We start from the raw sequence: 17,308 nt of genomic DNA, 5'->3' as shown, positions 1-17,308 counted from the left end.
TAAAACTGATTTAAAATTTGCAACAAAAGCCACAAAATTCTTAAAACGATTAAAGTAACACTCAAAATCTGACGAATAGTCCTATGGTTGATAGGTTCCATTCGCGACCTCCTAGGTTTAGACCAAGGAGTCCATCCAAAAGGGATCTTGCTAAGGCAAGACTCTCTTTTGCGTTTTTAGATCCCAGTTATTTTTTAATTATTTTGAGTTTGAGGCTATAAATGAATTCGGATTCTGAATTTAATTCAGTTTTCGGATTATATCGAATTAGAAAAATATCTTTAGACCACCAAAGATACCGTCGCGTTCGATTTCTTTTGTAACTGGTATTACGATGTTGGTGTAATCTTCTTTTTCTTGAAAATAAGTTCCATAAACACGTACAAATCTAAAGTCGATAAAGAACGTTCCTTCCATGCGTTCACTTTCTAGTTCACTCCCGATATCCGATTTATCTTTTTCGTACTTTTTATAAGTGCCAATGATACCAAAAAATTTAGTAAGATTGAGCGTAAGGCTGCCGCCATAGAAATTCTGTTGAAATTTTTCTTCACTAGTTGTTAGGGCTTCGTCTTTTTTATAACGAATACCGTAAAATCCTGTGAGGTTTGTTCCTTGGCTGTTGCGTCCCAAGAGTCTTAGATGAATCGATCCTTCTCCACTGGTGTATTCTTCGCCAGAATCTGCGTACTCACCTTCCAAACCAATGATCGAAGCATAGGCTCCCACTTGCGCGCGATTCATGCGGTATTCTTTCTCTGCACCAACAACGCCATTCTCTTTGACGATGGCATCATAAGTTGTTGTCTGTGCCCCAAGATAGAATTCAAAAGGGTTTGAAGATGAGTTCATTGCTAGCCACTGATCCATCAATCTGTGTTTTCTTTGAGTTTCAAAATAATCAGAGAGCGACCAAACATCGCGATAGTTATTATCTTGTTTTTGTCTAAGTGAAGCCGGTCCTTGTCTTGATGACCAAGATGAAAACTGCGCCATTGATGACACAGAAATGAGATTGAACAAGAGTAAATACACCAAGAACTTCATATATATAGATCGGCATTTTTCCTAGACCAATGTAGTGGTTTGTGTCACATTATGAGACGAGATCGTCATTTAATTTCTCACCATGAATAGGAATTACACAATATATGGAACATCGTAAGACTGAATACGGATATTACCTAAAATTCGACAAAGATGAAAAGCTCCATGCACTTTTAGAAAAATTTATGGTTGATCAAAAAATCGGTGGGGCCTTTTATCACGGACTAGGTGCTCTTAAGAATTCTCACCTAGGATTCTATCATCTCGATAAAAAAGAGTATCATCGTGAGACATTCGAACGCGAAGTAGAACTCTTAAACCTCACTGGAAGCCTCACATGGTTTGAAGGCAAACCTGTAGTTCACTCGCATGTTACGCTTGGTGATACGGACTTTAACGCTTTTGGTGGGCATCTCTTTGAGGCCGACGTGGCCGTAACCGTAGAACTTTCAATGACAGTTTTTAAGGATAAAATAGAGAGAGAATTTGTACCGGATATTGGTCTTAATCTCATTACGTTTTGTCCGATAAAGTAATAGGATGTCCGACAAAAAACTTTTTACAGCAGTCGAAGAATTTTCGAAAGCCTTGGTTGAAGCACAAAGGCCTATCCAAATTCTTGATTCCATAAAATGGAAAGACGATATCTTTGAAAAATTCAAAAAATCAAATTACAAAGAACTTCCAAAAATTGGAAAGAACTATTACGACAATATTCCTCTCAAATTTGATGCCGAAGCCAAGATCAAAGAATTTCAAGAGATCAGAAGTAGAATTGAAAAAACTCTTGGAAAAAATGAACCTATCGCAAAAATGTTGATTCGCAATTGCCAGCAGTACGAAGACGTCGTCCGCATGCTAATGAGTCGCGCCACTCATGATTTTTATAAATACTCTAAAGCTCTTTTTGGAAGTGCCAACGATCTATTGATCGATAACAAAACCTCATTGATCGAGGCCGGCGTGATGCTCAATCAGATTTTAATCTCAATTGAAAATTCAGATCTTGGCGTTTGCTACATAAAAAATATTCCATCCGAAGATGTTGTTGAAACTCTCAACGAAAAATTAAAAAAATACTTTGGTGATACCGAGGTTACCGTAAAATTAGATGATGGTATTTTATCAGATGCTGCCGCAGGATCAAATTACATCAAGATAAAACGTGGGTTAAAATTTTCTCAAAGAGATATGGATATTTTCGAAGTTCATGAAGGATGGGTCCATGTGGGAACAACTCTCAATGGAATGAATCAACCTTATGCAAAATGGTTATCAAAAGGTCCTCCGTGTACAACGGCCGTGCAAGAAGGCTTGGCTTTCTTAATGGAAGTTTTCACTTTTGTTTGCACTCCCGATAGACTTCGAAAAATCAATAATCGCTTGATGGCTTGTGAAATGGCTGAGAGTGGCGCAAGCTTTCTTCATATTTATGATTATTTTAGAAACCTCAATCAAACAGAAATCGAAGCTTTTAAAAACGCTCATAGATTATTCCGTGGTGGAGTAATTGAAGGCGGAGCTCCCTTCACCAAAGACATTTCTTACTCAAAAGGTTTTATTGGAACATACAATTTTATTCGAAGTGCCATACGGATTGGAAAACCAGAAATGATTCCATTCTTATTTGCCGGCAAAGTCACTCTGGAAGATGTTCCCGTTCTCTACGAATATTCAAAAATGGGATTAATCGAAAAACCCACTTACATGCCACCACAATTCAGCGACCTCAACGGCATCGCCGTATGGATGAGCTTCTCCAATTTCTTAAATAAGATGAACATGGGAACCATTTCCGACATCATGAAACAGGGCATGGTGAAGTAAGCTACTTAGAAGTGAGATTTTCTAAAGCGATCGCTTCCATTTTGGTTTTATTATTTTTAGATTTCAAATTCCCCAGAATTAACCCTGCCAATAAAACAAATCCGCCAAAAATCATCAGCGTATTTAAAGATTCATTAAAGAAATACCAGCCAAACAATGCTGCCGAAATTACATGAATACCTTCAAACAAAGCCAGCTTGTGTCCATCGACATAATTGAGTAACCAATAAAGAATTGCATAACAGAGCACACAGGCGACTACAGATACAAAGATTGCCGCCCACCATCCATTGGACGATAGATTGCTGATTTGAGAGGTTTGCTGAAAAAATCCAAGCTGCAAAATCCACATGAAGAGAGCTGCCGCCAGCTGAGAGATCGCCAAGTATTGAAAAGAGGTAAAGTGCACCTTTAGCTTTTTAGAAAATACAAATACGGTAGCCTCAAGTACCGCCGCACCTATAATCAATATGGAACTAGAGAATGCCACCGACCAAGATGAGATTTCATGCTTACCAACAACAAGCATAATGAGACCCAAAATACACAGAGGTAATGCAAAGTAAAAAAGCTTTCCCGGCTTTTCTCTTAAAAATAGAATGGCCGTGACTGAAGTTATAATGGGATTTAAAGCTCCCATGAGGGCAAAGTTAGTCACTCCACCAATCTTTAATCCATACAATGTTCCGAAAGAAGCAAGCGCGTAACCCAAGATACCGAGAAACATTACCACAAATGTTTTTTTATCCATTTTTGGAAACCACTTTGAAGTGAAAAACAAAAACCCTAAAAACAATAAGCTAGATATTGTCCAACGAATAGCAATGTAAAGTTCCACCGGAATTTCAGAAATGACCACGTTAGAAGCGCTCGGAACCAAACCCCAAACAATCTGCAAAACTACAGCTATCAAAAATAATTTTGAAAAAGAATACCGAGAACTCATTTTTCTCCAAGCTCAAAAGAGCACTTCTATTAATCAAAAATATACACTAGTTTTTTCATCAAGCAAATGCATTGAAGATTCGTTTGATCACACTAATAAAAACGTATCCTTCACTTCCGACGACGTGATAGAAGCTTTGCGTTGAAAAGAAGGATCTTTCTTCTTAATTACCATATCGCACATAAGCTCTAATAATTTATTTAAATCTCCGTCTGGGTTTTGATGAGAAAGTAAGTTCATAACATGATCTATCTTCTCTTTAAGATCATTTTTTATGGTCAACTTAAGCTCCGTATATTCAGCGGTTAATACTCTTTCTTTAGATCTAGTAATAATAGGCTCTGGAGAAATCTTTATTAGCTCTAAATCACATTCTCTCGCTGATTTATTTTCAATTTTTGCAATCAATTCTTTCTTCTCAAAAGAATTTAAAGGTTTTTCAGTTTTCTTAGCTTGTTTAATGAATGTTTGAATCTTTGCTGCATTTGAAAGACTCAGAGAGCCTTCTTTGATTTTATTTTCCACTTCAGGAAAATCTCTAATTAACCTCATCGCAGAAATTCTTCTGTATGCTTGAGATTCGGAGTACTTTAGCTCTCTTAAGCAATACTCAAAAAGACTAGAAAAACCCATTTCTAAATGGAGCTTCCTAATCTCGATTTCTCTTAAGTGGTGAAGAACTTCTGTCGTTATTTTTCTTTCTTCAGCAGAAAGTTTTTTAACGTTTTCCAGTAAGCCTTGATTTGAAAAGTGTTTTAAGTTCATATGTATCTCCTTTGAATAAGCAGAACATACCACGATATTTAAAACTTAAAGATTTGAGAGATTTAAAAACTGAAAAGCACATTTATAAAACGATATTTAGACGTACATAAAGGCTTTCTATTAACAGCAAAAAAGATAAAATTAAAAACAAAAGAGATTCTTAAAATAATAAAACATAATTCGTTTAATCCATCAAAAAGCTAGTCAACTTTATTCGAAAAATATTCTAAATTGACGCGACGACAGTACGGAAAACCAGGGGGTACCTTTTATATAATAAATAACGCAATTGCGACACACAAAGGTGCAGGGCACCTTTTTATTAATCTTCACCAAGTTCGTAAGAACCATCAGACATCGCCATGATGCCGAACTTTTCAAGGCCATGCTGAACCTTTTCAAAGTCTTCATCAGGGATTTCAAAGTATACAATTTTAAGATCCAGTCTTCCTGCCATTGCTCGTGGAGCTTGTGTAGCCTGGGCATTAAACTCTGCCATCTGCTGCTCTTCTGCTTCCTTATCAATCAAGATCTCAAATGAAACCTTTTTTGACTCAAAAAGTTCTTTTACAGATTCAACCTCAGAAATACTAAAAGGCCCTAATTCCATTTTTATCCTCCAAATTCAATTATCTATATATTTCTTTTCTGTGTCCAATTTTTAAAATAAGAATCAAAAGTTTATTCTTTCTAATCTCATATATAATCCGGTAATTCCCCTGCCTGATCCTGAATGTTTCCTCTTCTCCAGAAAGTTTTTTGCAACCCGAAGGAAAAGGATTGATCGCAAGTGTTTGTATGAGACTTACAATTCTAACTAGGTCTTTTTTAGGAATTTTTTTTAAAGCCTTCTCTGCTGTAGAGGAAATTTCAATTTTAAATTTTTCCACTGGCTTTGAGCTCCGAAAGAACTTTTTCAAATGATCGATAAGATTCGGCTCTCAACTTTCGCAAATCGCCGACATCTTCGTATTCTTCTAACTTGTCCAAAATTGCATCTTCGATAAAGCGATTGATTTTAAGACCTTTTTCTTCACAAAGTGAATCCAAAGCTTCTTTGATTCTTTCATCTATTTTTGTAGCCAATTGTTTTGCTGCCATAATATCTCCCAATAAATAGATTATACTATTAAAAACTATCTTTTTCTATACAAAAGCAATGTACTTCATAGCCATTGACCCACTAAATGCTTGATTTTAGCCTTTAGGATCAATATAACTACACCCTATGGCACAAATTATTTATACAATGAAGGGCTTAACAAAGTCCTACAATCAAAAAGTTATTCTAAAAGACATCTACCTTTCATTTTTCGACGGCGCAAAAATCGGGATTCTAGGTCTCAATGGATCGGGGAAATCGACGCTGTTAAAAATCATGGCGGGTCTCGATAAAGACTACAACGGCGAGGCTTTCGTTAGAGAAGGAACAAAAGTTGGATATCTGGCTCAAGAACCACAATTGGATGATACCAAAACCGTAAAAGAAAACGTACTCGAAGGCGTGAAGGAAATTGCCGATCTCTTGACTGAATTTGAATCCATCGGGGCAAAGTTTGCAGAAGAGATGACTCCAGAAGAAATGGATAAACTCTTAAACAGGCAATCTGCACTTCAAGATAAAATCGATGCCACAAATGCTTGGGATTTAGAAAGAACATTGGCCATCGCCATGGACGCTCTCAGATGCCCACCTCCTGATTCTCCAGTAAAACATCTTTCGGGTGGAGAAAGAAGACGCGTGGCTCTTTGTAAATTGCTACTCAGTAAACCTGATATCTTATTGCTCGATGAACCAACCAACCACTTGGATGCGGAATCCGTAGCATGGTTAGAAAGATTCTTACATGAATACCCGGGGACCGTCGTGGCCATCACCCATGATCGTTACTTCTTAGATAACGTTGCGGGGTGGATATTAGAGCTTGATCGCAGCAAAGGCATTCCATGGGAAGGAAACTATTCTTCATGGCTAGAACAAAAACAAAAACGCTTAGAAGGCGAAGAAAAAACTGAAGGCAAACGCCAAAAACAACTTCAAAGAGAGTTGGAATGGGTTCGCCAAAATCCGAAAGCTCGTCAGACAAAATCCAAAGCACGTATTACGGCTTATGAAGAACTCCTCAATCAAGATATTCAGTCAGGAATCAACGATCTTGAAATCTACATTCCACCGGGACCACGACTTGGGGAAGTTGTTATCAAGGCCAATAAAGTTGCCAAAGCGTTTGATGAAAAATTATTATTTGAAAATCTCGAATTCAATCTTCCACGCGGTGGTATTGTAGGTGTGATCGGACCAAACGGTGCGGGTAAAACTACACTTTTCAATTTGATCACAGGAAAAGACAAACCCGATTCAGGAACATTCCAAGTGGGAGAAACCGTACAGCTTGCTTACGTGGATCAATCTCGTGATTCTTTGGCCGCAGATAAAACTATTTTCCAAGAAATTTGTGACAATAGCGAAATCATTATGGTGGGAAATAAAGAGATTAACGGAAGGCAGTATGTTTCGAAATTCAACTTCTCTGGTGCAGACCAACAGAAGAAAGTTGGCGTACTCTCTGGTGGAGAAAGAAACCGCGTGCATCTTGCAAAAATGCTTAAGAGCGGCGGAAACGTTATCTTACTCGATGAACCAACAAATGATTTGGATGTGAACACTTTAAGAGCGCTCGAAGAAGCACTTTTAAATTTTGGTGGCTGTGCGGTAGTTATTTCCCATGATCGCTGGTTCCTAGATAGAATCGCAACTCACATCTTGGCGTTTGAAGGAAACTCGCAGGTCGTATGGTTTGAAGGTAACTTCAAAGATTACGAAGCCGACAAAAAACGACGCCTCGGTGTAGAAGCCGATACACCGACTCGTATCAAGTACAGAAAGCTGACTCACTGATCTTTGTAAGCCTTCTTGCGTAAGGCTTACATTCTTTTCGACTAGAGCTTTTTACATTTGTAGAAAGCTCATTTGTTTCTCATCGCAAATCAAAATACTAATCCCGTCATGATTATATATTTATTTCTCCAACTAGCGACGGCCTTTGCACTTGTGTCCCCATTTCCTTCGGAAGTGGAAAATCTTAATATTCCAAACTCACATATCATTGAGGATAAAAGTGGAACTCTAATTCGCGGAATGCGACCTAGAACCTATCAAGATATCAGCGAACTTCTAAATATCGGCATTACCGATGTGATTGTTTTCAAAGACAGCAAACTAGAAGACAAAACTACTGAACAAGAAATCACGATGCTTGAGAAAGCCGGAATGAAAAGAAAAAACATCACAGTTATTCCATTCAGATGGAAAGAAGCGGAAAGTTTTGAGACAGCTTGTTTACAAACAATGGAAGCTTTAACTCTAATGAGAGAAGTTGCTCAATCAAACGATAGAAATCTATTCTTTCATTGCACTGTTGGCGAAGATCGCACTGGATACCTATCTGCAATGTACAGAATCCTCTACCAAGGAATCGACCCTGTCGACGCTTGGAAGAATGAAATGTGTGAGAATGGTTATGCTGAAGGAAATCCGCAAAAGCCTGCTGAAGTCGTTGCAGAGGTCCATAAGAACGTATCTGTAATCTATCAGAAAATGCTTCATAAAGTCAGATTTGGATATATCAGCGGAAAAAACTTAGATAAAACTGAGTGTTCATTCGATCCAGAGAGAAGCAGCAAGTTCAAACTCTCTAAAAAATTCTCTAAGTGCAAAGAATCCTCTAAATACGATCCCACAATTGAGTAGATTTTCTTAACGCCAAACCACGAAAACCAATCATGGTTTTCGCGGTGGCTCGCTTGAGGGCTTAAGGAGAGAGGTAAACTTATCTCAATAATAAAGTAATTGGTGCGCTGAGCGTTTTTCCGTAACTGTCAGAGATAGAAACACCTTGAAATAAGTATTGTCTACCCGGCTTCAATGCCATCACAACCACTTCATGTTCTGTTCTTAATTCGTTATCAGCGTCAGTCAATTCTTCTGTACCTGTCGTCATATCCACATATCTCAATTGAGATGTAGCAGGAATATCTGTTGTCCATCTCGCAATCACCACTCCATCAAAGTTGTCTTCCATAGTGAAATTAGAAATCACTGGAGCAACACCTGGTTCACACGGATTGAAGATCGTGCTGACTGGTAAAGAGTAGTTGTCCATATCTAGTGGCTTCCAACCACGCGACAATAAATCATTGTATGCCGCTTGCGGAGCCGAAGTGTTTTCATTAAAGAATAAATTGTTACCGCTTTGACCGCAGCGTGGTTCCGCAGCTTGGCCAGCAACTTTCTTTCTCCACATTGGAATCACTGAAATGTGGTAGCGAGGACCTTGGTAATAATCAAATTGCATAAGCTTTTGAGTTTCACGAGTCATTGTGATCGTGCTACCACAACCCATTTTAGTTGGGTGGTCACCGTCGTTATCCACTACGGTTTGATACTGACCATCTGAACCTCTTAGTCTCATGATCGCGCCGTCATCAGAAAGAATTGCTAATTCATAATCACCCGGTTCATCATCTGGGCCTAAATGAATTACTGAAGATAATCTCAATGCGAAATATTCTTGAAGGACTTGACCATCATCTCTTTTTACTAAAGATCCCGATTCTGTTGGAAAACCAATATTGAACATACGAGTAGGTACATTCAATTGAGTAAAGAATAAGAACTGATCAGCACGCATACCACTATTGATATAGTCAGCAACGTGTTGATATCTAGGTTGATCGTCTCTAAGGTAATAGAGGTTAGCTTTTAACCCACGTCCATAATTAGGATCTGTAGGATTGCTTGGACCACCATCAAATGGATCACACACCAATTTATTGAGTGAATACATATTCACATCAAATTTAGATAGCTCTTTTGAAGCTGTCTCTTCAATGACCTTGCTGCAAGCAGTGGTCATTATAGATAACACTAGGACCAGCACAAGACTATATACGTTCCTCATAAATTCCCCCAGTCTCTTTCCATTTAATTATAGCAATGTTTGTAGTTTTATTCATGATTTCAACAATTTTAATCAAAATAGAACTACAAACTTTAGACAGTTTTTTGATCATTCCAATATCGATACAAGAGATGAAAAAAAGTTCGACGGTATTTTTAAAATTTATCGATCATAATGAGATTGGATATTTTTGATACGTTTTTCAGAGGAGAAATACGCCAGATAAAAATAAACCCAATCCTAGGTGGATTGGGTTTTTGTTGTTATAAGAAGAATTTAGTAGATTAAATCCTCTATCTAACCATTAAAGACTATTCTGATAAAATCACATAGTTTGGAGTAATGGACTTGTTGTCTTGCTTTTCAACTGCAACTTGAATGCTTTTAGTACCTTTCAATTGCTGGCTGTTGATTGCAAACGTATATTCACCTTTTGGTAATACTTTGTAGAATTCAGAATTTCTAAAATTGTAAATACCAAGATTTCTCAAAGCATTTCCTTCAATTTTCGAAATTTGAACTTTTCCATCAATTCCAGATTGATCAAATTTAAATCCAGCACCTTGATGAATATAACCAATTTGAGAAATCAATGCCTCTTGGTTTTGCTCAATGTAGTATGGAATTTTGCTGTATGATGGCCATTTTGAGGTTGAAAGCTCAACCGTGAACTGAAGATCGTTGTACCAATGGTAACTCCAGTCTTGCATTCCACCATTCACTTCATACCAAGCGTAACCATTCGTGATTCCATTCTCAAATTCACCGTTATTTTTGATGTAGGTTGCTTTATTTGCGTAATCCAAGGCAATTTCAATAAGTAGATCATTGAACGGATGCTTGTCTGGAATTGTATCCCAAGCATAGTTCATTACTTCTGCACCACCGTGAAAGTTTGTAGAAAGAGCAAACTGTCTTGATTTTTGAAACTTCATAATATGTTGAGTTTCGATTTCACGACCTGCCGGAGTGTCTTGATTATCGCTGGTAGAAAAATCAGGGAAATCTCTATTTAAGTCTGCGTAGTTTGCATTTCCTCTTTGTCTTCTATAAGAACCATCTGGATTCATCGAAGCCATGATGTAGATTTCTGTAGAATCAACTAATTGCTTGATAGCTGGATTTACTGAATATTCTTTTAAGATCTTTTGCGCAAGAGCCACCATCACTTCACGGCCTGTGATCTCATCACCGTGCATAGAAGAAATATATTTAAACTCTGGCTCAGTCTCATCGATAGCCGCGTTGTCAGAAATTTTTAAAACTAAAAGTGGACGTCCATCATTGGTACGACCGATTTCAATCAATTGAGTCAATTGCGGATAGGCCGCATTTAGATCTTTAAGTTGTGCTTCGATTTGCTCTGGAGATGGATAATCAAGAACATCCTCTGTCATTAACTGCAAGCTGTTCAACTCAACAAATTGAACTCCAGAATTTCTTAAAAATTGATAAAGACCCTTTGGACCATAAACTTCAAATCCATTGATGCTTGGATGGTCAAAAGTTAAATCCTTATTTACCGCCATAGATCTCAAAATAGATTTATCTTGATCAAGAACAAAAGCACCCTCTTGAACGTTAGCTGCAAAAGATGCAGATGTTAAAAGAACAGCAACAGCTGCCACAAAAATATTACGAATCATAGAATCCCCCCGTTAAAGTACCTTTTATGAGATCATAAGAGATTTATTTGTACAAATAAAACTTGCGAGATTCTTTTGCCCAGCGTTTTTCATCTTTTTGGAGGATTTTATCTAAGTCCGCAGGCTTAGCAGATCTATTCTCGATCCACTCACGCAACTTAGGGCCGCCATTGATGACGTCAAAGGCCAATTTGTCGGTTACATATTCGTAAGGGAAGTCTCTGAAAATTTCATAGTTAGGATGTACTTCTTTGATGGCTTTCAGCATCAAGCTTACAATTCTGTAAGGTTTGAATTGAGTGGAGTTATAGAAAGCATCATCCGTATGAATTTGAATTCCCGAGCAAAGTTTTTTCTCATGCTTATGAAATGTAGGCTCAAAATTACAAAGGCGAAGGACACAGCCCCTCAACCAACTTTTCCCCATCGTCTCCATAGTTTTTAACACTTGAGGAAAATCAATGTCCGAAGCACCAATAATTTCTAGGGCTCTTGTAGTCCCTCTTCCTTCAGAAAGATGAGTACCTTCAATCATCACTGTACCCGTATAAGCTCTTGCCATCGTGAGTGTCTGCGCGTTTGGACTCGGATTTACCCAGGCCAAATCTTGTGGCCAACCATAACCTGGTTTTTTTGTTGGCGAATAGCCTTTCATTTTAACAACTTTTAAATTTACATTCATTTTAAAGTGATCTTTAAACCACATCGCCAACTCACCTACAGTCAGCCCGTATCTCATCGGAATCGGACCTGCACCAACAAAACTTTCATAACCTTCTTCCAAGATCATACCTTCAATTCCTCGTCCGATGGGATTGGGACGATCTAGAATGATAATTTCTTTTTGAAATTTTTCACACTCTTGCATGATATAAAATAGCGTTGTGATAAAAGTATAAATCCTACAGCCAAGATCCTGAAGGTCATAGAGAACCACATCAAACGTATCCATCATCTTAAGGGTTGGTCTTCTCACCTCACCATAAAGACTGAAAATTGGAATTTTGTAATGCGGATGAATTTCATCGGCAGTTTCAATCATGTTGTCTTGCTTGTCGCCCTTAGCACCGTGCTGAGGACCAAACGCCGAGGTTAACTTCACTTTGCCCTGCAAGAGATCCAAACTGTGATTGAGCTTATGATCCACAGATGCCGGATGGCAAACAAGAGAGACGCGTTTTGTTTTTAAATATTTTAATAATTTCTTATCTTGAAGAAGAACTTCTATACCAAGTTGCATACGAATGAATCTCTCTGATGAAAATCGGGTTTAGCGCCCACATGCTTGATCGCAAAGTAAGCTTTTTCTTTATTCTTAAATTCTATCACCGAGTTCAGACTAATTTCTAGTTTGCCTTGCAGATTAAGACTTTGAATGGGGATCATTACTTCCAACCTGGTGATGGCATTACCTTCTTGGACTTTATTGAACCCGATCTTGGTCACCTTTGACTCTTCTCTAGGCTCTAAAGGGTTTCTGTAAGCATCAAAACTATAGAAATTCCAACTTCCACCTATCGATAGGTTGAGTTCCCAGTAAGCATCTTTCCCCTCAATACCAAAGAAAGTTTCAAAACACGTGGCTTTCCAAAGCTCATGCCTACGAGAAGGAACTTTTTGGCTATCTTCCCAATAAACTAGATCACTCTGATCTTCGATAATGAAGCAGATCCGAAGCTCTTCATTTGTTTTAAAAGCTTCAGCATAAATTTTTATTTTGCTCGTTTGCGAGCTTGGTTTAAAAGAAACCAGTTCGTACATGATTTAATTATGATACACGAGTTTGATTTTGGGCACTGATTTGTTCGTTCAGAGTGCAATAATCATAAAGATAACCAACCATAAAAAGTCCGCCCGTTAAAAGATAGAGAATTCCAGTAATCCATTTTCCCATATAGAACCGATGAACACCGAAAATTCCTAAAAACGTGAGGAGAATCCAAGCAACTGTATAGTTCACTTCGCCTTCTTTATAAGAAAAGCTCGCTTCACGATCCATGGCTGGAATAAGAAACACATCGACAATCCAGCCTACAAATAATAATCCCAATGTGCAGAAGTACAAAATGCCAGTTTTGGTTTTACCGTAATAAAATCTATGGGCGCCCATAAAACCAAAAACCCAAAGTAAATATCCAACTCCGAGACTGTGTGTATTCGGCATTTTCACTCCTCTCAGTTGCTAAAATTGAACGACTCTTTAATCTCACCATCGCCACCAGTCACCTCTGGATGCGCAAACACGGCATCTAATTTGTACTGACCTTTTCCTGGTAAAACAATCTTCTCACTGCCCGTACTTGTATGGACCACAACCCAACCCATGGTCGTATTTCTAGAAATCGTAACCGCAAGATGAGAAAGCGGCGGAGTAACTAAATTAAGTACATCAGAATTATTCGTACTCTCAACTTTATAACTATCCACTAAGTTTACAGTTCCTAAAAATTTTCTCCACATATTTTCTTTGTCTACAGAGCAGAAATCCACAGATCTCATGTCTCTCATCAAACAAGAATCATACGTAGGACGAAAGCCCGAGGGCTGACCTGGTCCATAAAAAGTATTGAAGGCACCGACAAAGTGCTTTTCTTTGTTGAGGTTTGCTGGATGTGCGTAAATATTTGCAAAAGCTAGAACGTTATCGCCATCTTTAATTTTTTCGCGAATTTCGATTGTGTGCACACCAGCAGATAATGTTTCAGGATTCGCAAATTTAAAGAAACTTCTGTCCTCCGTCCAAACACCTTCAAGTTCTTTCACTTGTCCATCCAAAAGCACCTCTACATCTTGCGGAGTCTTCCAACCCACCGAGCTGATATCAATATCATAAAGATATTGTGGCCCAGGAAAATTGAAAGTTACTTTAAAGCTTCCCTCTTTTAGATTTTTCCAGAGGTAGTTTCCAGATAAAAACTTACTCTCATAAACTTCAAGCTTTCCATTCTTCAACCAATTTTTCCAAGGAACATTACTTGATCTTGAACTGTTCGCCCCACTATAAACTTGCCCACCATCGTACTCTTCGCCCACTTCGCCAAAGTTGTGACCCAGTTCATGACGCAGAACCACTGTTCCCGTCTGCACTGATCTTGTAGAGATTGCATATCTTCCGCCGAGACCACCGTAATAATTGTCATTAGCAATTAAGATTGGATAATCCGCATCTGGTGAGAGAGCAATTGCTCTTTCTATCGCCGAAGTATTCCCTGGCATGATTGCTCTTTTTGAACCTTTAGGATTTCTATAAAGTCCAAGGGCCGTTCTTTTTGTAACGAAATCTGACAATCCCGATTCTTCCGAAGGGACAAATACAGCATGAACGTTAAAGAGCGGCAAATATGTCGCAAACGTCTGGCCCTTGAACATATCGTCAGTCATTCTAGCAACGTCATCGAAGAATTTATCTTTTTCTTCAGCCGTATAACCATCACCCACGATTGTAAGATCAATTCTATTTGCCGTAGGACCTTGATTCACAATTGTTCTGACTTCAGATCCCGGCCAGCCGATAGAAACTTTGCGAATTTTCAATTGAGGTAAATCAGAAAAGTTTTTTTCAAAATATTCATCTGAAACTACAAGCTCCTGATAAAATCTATTCGATTTTTTTATGACTGAAGTTTCTGCTATCTGCTCGTGAATATGTCTTTTTATTAACGTATCTCCAGAAATTTTAATTTCCGTTGGCTTGGCACTTTCAACTTCAATCACTTTGCCTTTTCCATCAACGATTCTTTGAATCATCCATTCTGCATGAGCAGGCATTGCCATTATAAGAAGAGTTAAAGCTATTAGAATTTTCATACGCATCCCCCAAAGAGTTTAAGACAAGATGCACACAATTAAATCACTAAAATTTCTTAGGAGGCAAAGGAATAAATGCGCTAACTCTTTCTTGATAGTTTTTGTACAATTGGCCCTTGGTGCGCACCGCCTGCTCTTCTGTAGCGGGAATGCCTGTGAATTTAAGCAGCGTATAAAGAATTGAAGCAGGAGCTACGATTCCCAGGAATCCATAGGGTTCGCCGACTCCCATCAAAAAGAATCCCACCCAAATCAAGAATTCAAAGAAATAATTTGGATGTCTCGAGTAGCCCCAAAGCCCCACATCGCAAACTTTTCCTTTATTCTCAGGATTTTTCTTAAACTGTTTCAATTGATAGTCTGCTGTGGTCTCACCAAAAATTGCCAGGTAAGAAAGTGCAAACGCCATTAAATCCAAAAACTTCACCTGTCTTGATGGATTCAAAGCAATGATTAGAAATGGTGTACACAGTACAAAATTAAATAATCCCTGTGCTTGGAAAAAAAAGAAAAACTTTTTAGAAATATCAGTTTTAAAATATTCTCTGAGTTTTTTGTAACGCCCTTCTTCTTCCTTACCACCCTTAATTCTATCATTGTAAAGATGATAGGACAGTCTTCCTGACCAAATCAATACGGTCATTAACGCCAAAAATTCTTTTGCTTGAAGCCCATCAGTTCCAAAAAAATAAAAGCAACAATAAATTAAAACACTAATTCCCCAACCTACATCCACAATCGCGGCATTTTTTATCTTGAGTGAAATCCACCAAAGCATGCTCATCAACACTACTGAAGCCAAAATTCCCAAGGAAATGATTTTAAATGCAATCACTCTTATTCCTTTAATTTATTTTTAATAAACTTGATGATGTTTTTTAGAATAGGAATTCTTTCATATATAAACTCACCCATATCAAAGTAATCCCTATGGTAAATAACTTTGCCATCCTTATCGAATTTAATGAACGAGTTTCCGATAACCGCGATGGGCTCGCCGCCATTTAAATTTTTAGCCTTGAGATGCATAGTCCACATAGACACGCATTGATTAGAATCGCAAACATGATTAGAGAAATCAAATTTTATAGACTCTACATTCTTGTAAAGATTTTCGTAATATTTTCTCACAGCATCAATGCCTTTATGAGTTCCCACGGGGTCCTCGAACAATACAAATTGATCATAGAATGTGTATAGCAACTCCATGTTTTCTGAGTTGAGCTCATTGAATACTTTTTCTATTTTTTGTTGTTTAGTCATACCTTTCCATTTCGCTATAGTCGCAACAATATCAGAAGCTGTATCTAGTTCCGAATTTGTAGCAAAAGATTGCGTACAAAAAATAACGCTAATTGAACAAATAACCAATAATACATTTTTACACATACGGTATTTTGATACGAATTCAGAGAAAAAGTCATGAAGACAAAAAAATGGCTAGGTCAAAGCCTAGCCATTTCTACGAAAATCAATCGGTATAAAAACTAATCAGTAATTAAAGCTCTCTCACTGTAAGTGGACCATCGCCTCTGACATAGTAGTTTATAGCATTTTGAGATTTAACAAGAACCGTGCTAACTCTCCAAACCATATTCAATTCCATGGCAGCAATTGGCGCATCAGCTCTACCAACGTTTTGAACTCTTACAACTTCAGATTCACCTTCTAATTTATAAAGCGGTGCAACCCAATATTCATTGACCAAGAAACCAACATCAGAAAGATATTTTCCCTTACCTTTGTGAGTGCCGTTATATGTGTAAGTCATAAGAACACTGAATCTTACAACTTCAGAATTGAAAGCGTTTTTATAAGAAACTGAATATTGCCTAGCTTGAACATCGCTCCAATCAGCCATGTCTCTCCAGTCCGTAGCTTCTCTTGGAATTGCGTTAGCTCTTTTCGTACTGAGGTTTACAACCGGTGTAGATGCCTCGAAAATTTTCCAGATCTTCGCACCCATATTGATGATCACATCAAGAGTTGCGTCTACTTCTTTAACTGGATTTAAGATGTCGCCAAGAACATCATCAAGACCATCTTTTTCGCCCTGAGCTCTACGAATTTTTAGAAGCTCCTGATTGCTTCTTAAATTTTTCATTGTAGATGCATCCACAGGAACTTCTGTGATTGAATGCGACTTAATTTGAAAATACGGTGAATTTAAATCTTCTGCGTGAACGGTGTTGCTGAAAGTGAATGCAAGTAAAGCGATCGATAATACCTTTAACATAGACCCCCCTTTGGTTTGTGCAACTTCTACACTGAACCATGGAAGGTTTTCACTATTAAAATGATGAATCTTG

At 38.0% G+C, this 17,308-nt stretch carries 19 protein-coding genes; 4 read left to right on the top strand and 15 right to left on the bottom strand.

Features of this window, described 5'->3' with window-relative positions; translation table 11 throughout:
- Positions 1-267 precede the first annotated feature (267 nt).
- Positions 268-1,047 (bottom strand): hypothetical protein, encoded by a 780-nt coding sequence (locus tag V4596_08610; GenBank protein MES2769193.1) that lies wholly within the window; start codon positions 1,045-1,047, stop codon positions 268-270.
- Positions 1,048-1,151: 104 nt separating this feature from the next.
- On the opposite strand from V4596_08610, the gene V4596_08605 reads away from it, so the two are divergent.
- On the top strand, positions 1,152-1,583 hold the full coding sequence (locus V4596_08605) for a PPC domain-containing DNA-binding protein (protein MES2769192.1): 432 nt from the start codon (positions 1,152-1,154) through the stop codon (positions 1,581-1,583).
- Positions 1,584-1,587: 4 nt separating this feature from the next.
- Positions 1,588-2,874 carry a flavohemoglobin expression-modulating QEGLA motif protein gene (locus tag V4596_08600; GenBank protein MES2769191.1) on the top strand — a complete coding sequence of 429 codons (1,287 nt, stop codon included), beginning with the start codon at positions 1,588-1,590 and terminating at the stop codon, positions 2,872-2,874.
- A gap of 1 nt (position 2,875) precedes the next feature.
- On the opposite strand, the gene V4596_08595 is transcribed toward V4596_08600, so the two are convergent.
- From V4596_08595 to V4596_08575, 5 genes are all read right to left on the bottom strand, one after another.
- Entirely contained in the window at positions 2,876-3,820 is a 945-nt protein-coding gene (locus tag V4596_08595; GenBank protein MES2769190.1) for a DMT family transporter, read from the bottom strand.
- Between the two features lie 87 nt (positions 3,821-3,907).
- Complete coding sequence (locus tag V4596_08590) at positions 3,908-4,585, bottom strand: hypothetical protein (protein MES2769189.1); 678 nt, start codon at positions 4,583-4,585, stop codon at positions 3,908-3,910.
- Positions 4,586-4,907: 322 nt separating this feature from the next.
- Positions 4,908-5,195 (bottom strand): hypothetical protein, encoded by a 288-nt coding sequence (locus V4596_08585; protein ID MES2769188.1) that lies wholly within the window; start codon positions 5,193-5,195, stop codon positions 4,908-4,910.
- A 19-nt stretch (positions 5,196-5,214) separates the two neighbouring features.
- The gene (locus V4596_08580; protein MES2769187.1) at positions 5,215-5,475 is read right to left on the bottom strand and encodes a type II toxin-antitoxin system RelE/ParE family toxin; all 261 of its coding nucleotides are present in this window, start codon (positions 5,473-5,475) and stop codon (positions 5,215-5,217) included.
- Positions 5,462-5,686 (bottom strand): hypothetical protein, encoded by a 225-nt coding sequence (locus V4596_08575; GenBank protein MES2769186.1) that lies wholly within the window; start codon positions 5,684-5,686, stop codon positions 5,462-5,464. The genes V4596_08580 and V4596_08575 overlap by 14 nt, the downstream gene beginning before the upstream one ends.
- A 127-nt stretch (positions 5,687-5,813) precedes the next feature.
- Here V4596_08575 and ettA point away from each other — a divergent pair, with 127 nt between their 5' ends.
- Both ettA and V4596_08565 read left to right on the top strand, forming a co-directional pair.
- Positions 5,814-7,484: an energy-dependent translational throttle protein EttA gene (ettA, locus tag V4596_08570; protein MES2769185.1), complete on the top strand. Its 1,671-nt coding sequence runs from the start codon at positions 5,814-5,816 to the stop codon at positions 7,482-7,484.
- Positions 7,485-7,592: 108 nt separating this feature from the next.
- Entirely contained in the window at positions 7,593-8,336 is a 744-nt protein-coding gene (locus V4596_08565; GenBank protein ID MES2769184.1) for a tyrosine-protein phosphatase, read from the top strand.
- A gap of 79 nt (positions 8,337-8,415) precedes the next feature.
- On the opposite strand, the gene V4596_08560 is transcribed toward V4596_08565, so the two are convergent.
- From V4596_08560 to V4596_08520, 9 genes are all read right to left on the bottom strand, one after another.
- Positions 8,416-9,546 (bottom strand): hypothetical protein, encoded by a 1,131-nt coding sequence (locus V4596_08560; GenBank protein MES2769183.1) that lies wholly within the window; start codon positions 9,544-9,546, stop codon positions 8,416-8,418.
- Between the two features lie 311 nt (positions 9,547-9,857).
- Positions 9,858-11,192: a M14 family zinc carboxypeptidase gene (locus tag V4596_08555; protein MES2769182.1), complete on the bottom strand. Its 1,335-nt coding sequence runs from the start codon at positions 11,190-11,192 to the stop codon at positions 9,858-9,860.
- Positions 11,193-11,235: 43 nt separating this feature from the next.
- A complete protein-coding gene (locus V4596_08550; GenBank protein MES2769181.1) occupies positions 11,236-12,432 on the bottom strand; it encodes a DUF1343 domain-containing protein in 1,197 nt (398 codons plus the stop codon).
- Positions 12,417-12,953 (bottom strand): hypothetical protein, encoded by a 537-nt coding sequence (locus V4596_08545; GenBank protein MES2769180.1) that lies wholly within the window; start codon positions 12,951-12,953, stop codon positions 12,417-12,419. Before V4596_08545 ends, V4596_08550 begins: the two co-directional genes overlap by 16 nt.
- A gap of 7 nt (positions 12,954-12,960) precedes the next feature.
- On the bottom strand, positions 12,961-13,356 hold the full coding sequence (locus tag V4596_08540; GenBank protein ID MES2769179.1) for a TM2 domain-containing protein: 396 nt from the start codon (positions 13,354-13,356) through the stop codon (positions 12,961-12,963).
- An 11-nt stretch (positions 13,357-13,367) separates the two neighbouring features.
- A complete protein-coding gene (locus V4596_08535) occupies positions 13,368-14,999 on the bottom strand; it encodes a M64 family metallopeptidase (GenBank protein ID MES2769178.1) in 1,632 nt (543 codons plus the stop codon).
- 46 nt (positions 15,000-15,045) lie between these two features.
- Positions 15,046-15,834 carry a DUF1295 domain-containing protein gene (locus V4596_08530; GenBank protein ID MES2769177.1) on the bottom strand — a complete coding sequence of 263 codons (789 nt, stop codon included), beginning with the start codon at positions 15,832-15,834 and terminating at the stop codon, positions 15,046-15,048.
- A 2-nt stretch (positions 15,835-15,836) separates the two neighbouring features.
- Positions 15,837-16,262, bottom strand: a complete 426-nt coding sequence (locus V4596_08525; GenBank protein MES2769176.1) for a nuclear transport factor 2 family protein — start codon at positions 16,260-16,262, stop codon at positions 15,837-15,839.
- Between the two features lie 235 nt (positions 16,263-16,497).
- Entirely contained in the window at positions 16,498-17,235 is a 738-nt protein-coding gene (locus tag V4596_08520; protein ID MES2769175.1) for a hypothetical protein, read from the bottom strand.
- Between the last annotated feature and the right edge of the window lie 73 nt (positions 17,236-17,308).

The sequence above is a fragment of the Bdellovibrionota bacterium genome, from assembly GCA_040386775.1.
GTDB lineage: Bacteria > Bdellovibrionota > Bdellovibrionia > Bdellovibrionales > JAEYZS01 > JAEYZS01.
The sequence above is the reverse complement of the archived record's forward strand: the minus strand, read 5'-3'. Positions and strand labels throughout refer to the sequence as shown.

What these genes read in the sequence shown, in the direction of transcription:
- V4596_08585 (MES2769188.1), bottom strand. Translation starts at nt 5,195, where the DNA reads ATGGAATTAGGGCCTTTTAGTATTTCTGAGGTTGAATCTGTAAAAGAA.
- V4596_08610 (MES2769193.1), bottom strand. Translation starts at nt 1,047, where the DNA reads ATGAAGTTCTTGGTGTATTTACTCTTGTTCAATCTCATTTCTGTGTCA.
- V4596_08565 (MES2769184.1), top strand. Translation starts at nt 7,593, where the DNA reads ATGATTATATATTTATTTCTCCAACTAGCGACGGCCTTTGCACTTGTG.
- V4596_08555 (MES2769182.1), bottom strand. Translation starts at nt 11,192, where the DNA reads ATGATTCGTAATATTTTTGTGGCAGCTGTTGCTGTTCTTTTAACATCT.
- V4596_08560 (MES2769183.1), bottom strand. Translation starts at nt 9,546, where the DNA reads ATGAGGAACGTATATAGTCTTGTGCTGGTCCTAGTGTTATCTATAATG.
- V4596_08545 (MES2769180.1), bottom strand. Translation starts at nt 12,953, where the DNA reads ATGTACGAACTGGTTTCTTTTAAACCAAGCTCGCAAACGAGCAAAATA.
- V4596_08605 (MES2769192.1), top strand. Translation starts at nt 1,152, where the DNA reads ATGGAACATCGTAAGACTGAATACGGATATTACCTAAAATTCGACAAA.
- V4596_08590 (MES2769189.1), bottom strand. Translation starts at nt 4,585, where the DNA reads ATGAACTTAAAACACTTTTCAAATCAAGGCTTACTGGAAAACGTTAAA.
- V4596_08550 (MES2769181.1), bottom strand. Translation starts at nt 12,432, where the DNA reads ATGCAACTTGGTATAGAAGTTCTTCTTCAAGATAAGAAATTATTAAAA.
- V4596_08540 (MES2769179.1), bottom strand. Translation starts at nt 13,356, where the DNA reads ATGCCGAATACACACAGTCTCGGAGTTGGATATTTACTTTGGGTTTTT.
- ettA (MES2769185.1), top strand. Translation starts at nt 5,814, where the DNA reads ATGGCACAAATTATTTATACAATGAAGGGCTTAACAAAGTCCTACAAT.
- V4596_08575 (MES2769186.1), bottom strand. Translation starts at nt 5,686, where the DNA reads ATGGCAGCAAAACAATTGGCTACAAAAATAGATGAAAGAATCAAAGAA.
- V4596_08600 (MES2769191.1), top strand. Translation starts at nt 1,588, where the DNA reads ATGTCCGACAAAAAACTTTTTACAGCAGTCGAAGAATTTTCGAAAGCC.
- V4596_08525 (MES2769176.1), bottom strand. Translation starts at nt 16,262, where the DNA reads ATGACTAAACAACAAAAAATAGAAAAAGTATTCAATGAGCTCAACTCA.
- V4596_08520 (MES2769175.1), bottom strand. Translation starts at nt 17,235, where the DNA reads ATGTTAAAGGTATTATCGATCGCTTTACTTGCATTCACTTTCAGCAAC.
- V4596_08535 (MES2769178.1), bottom strand. Translation starts at nt 14,999, where the DNA reads ATGAAAATTCTAATAGCTTTAACTCTTCTTATAATGGCAATGCCTGCT.
- V4596_08595 (MES2769190.1), bottom strand. Translation starts at nt 3,820, where the DNA reads ATGAGTTCTCGGTATTCTTTTTCAAAATTATTTTTGATAGCTGTAGTT.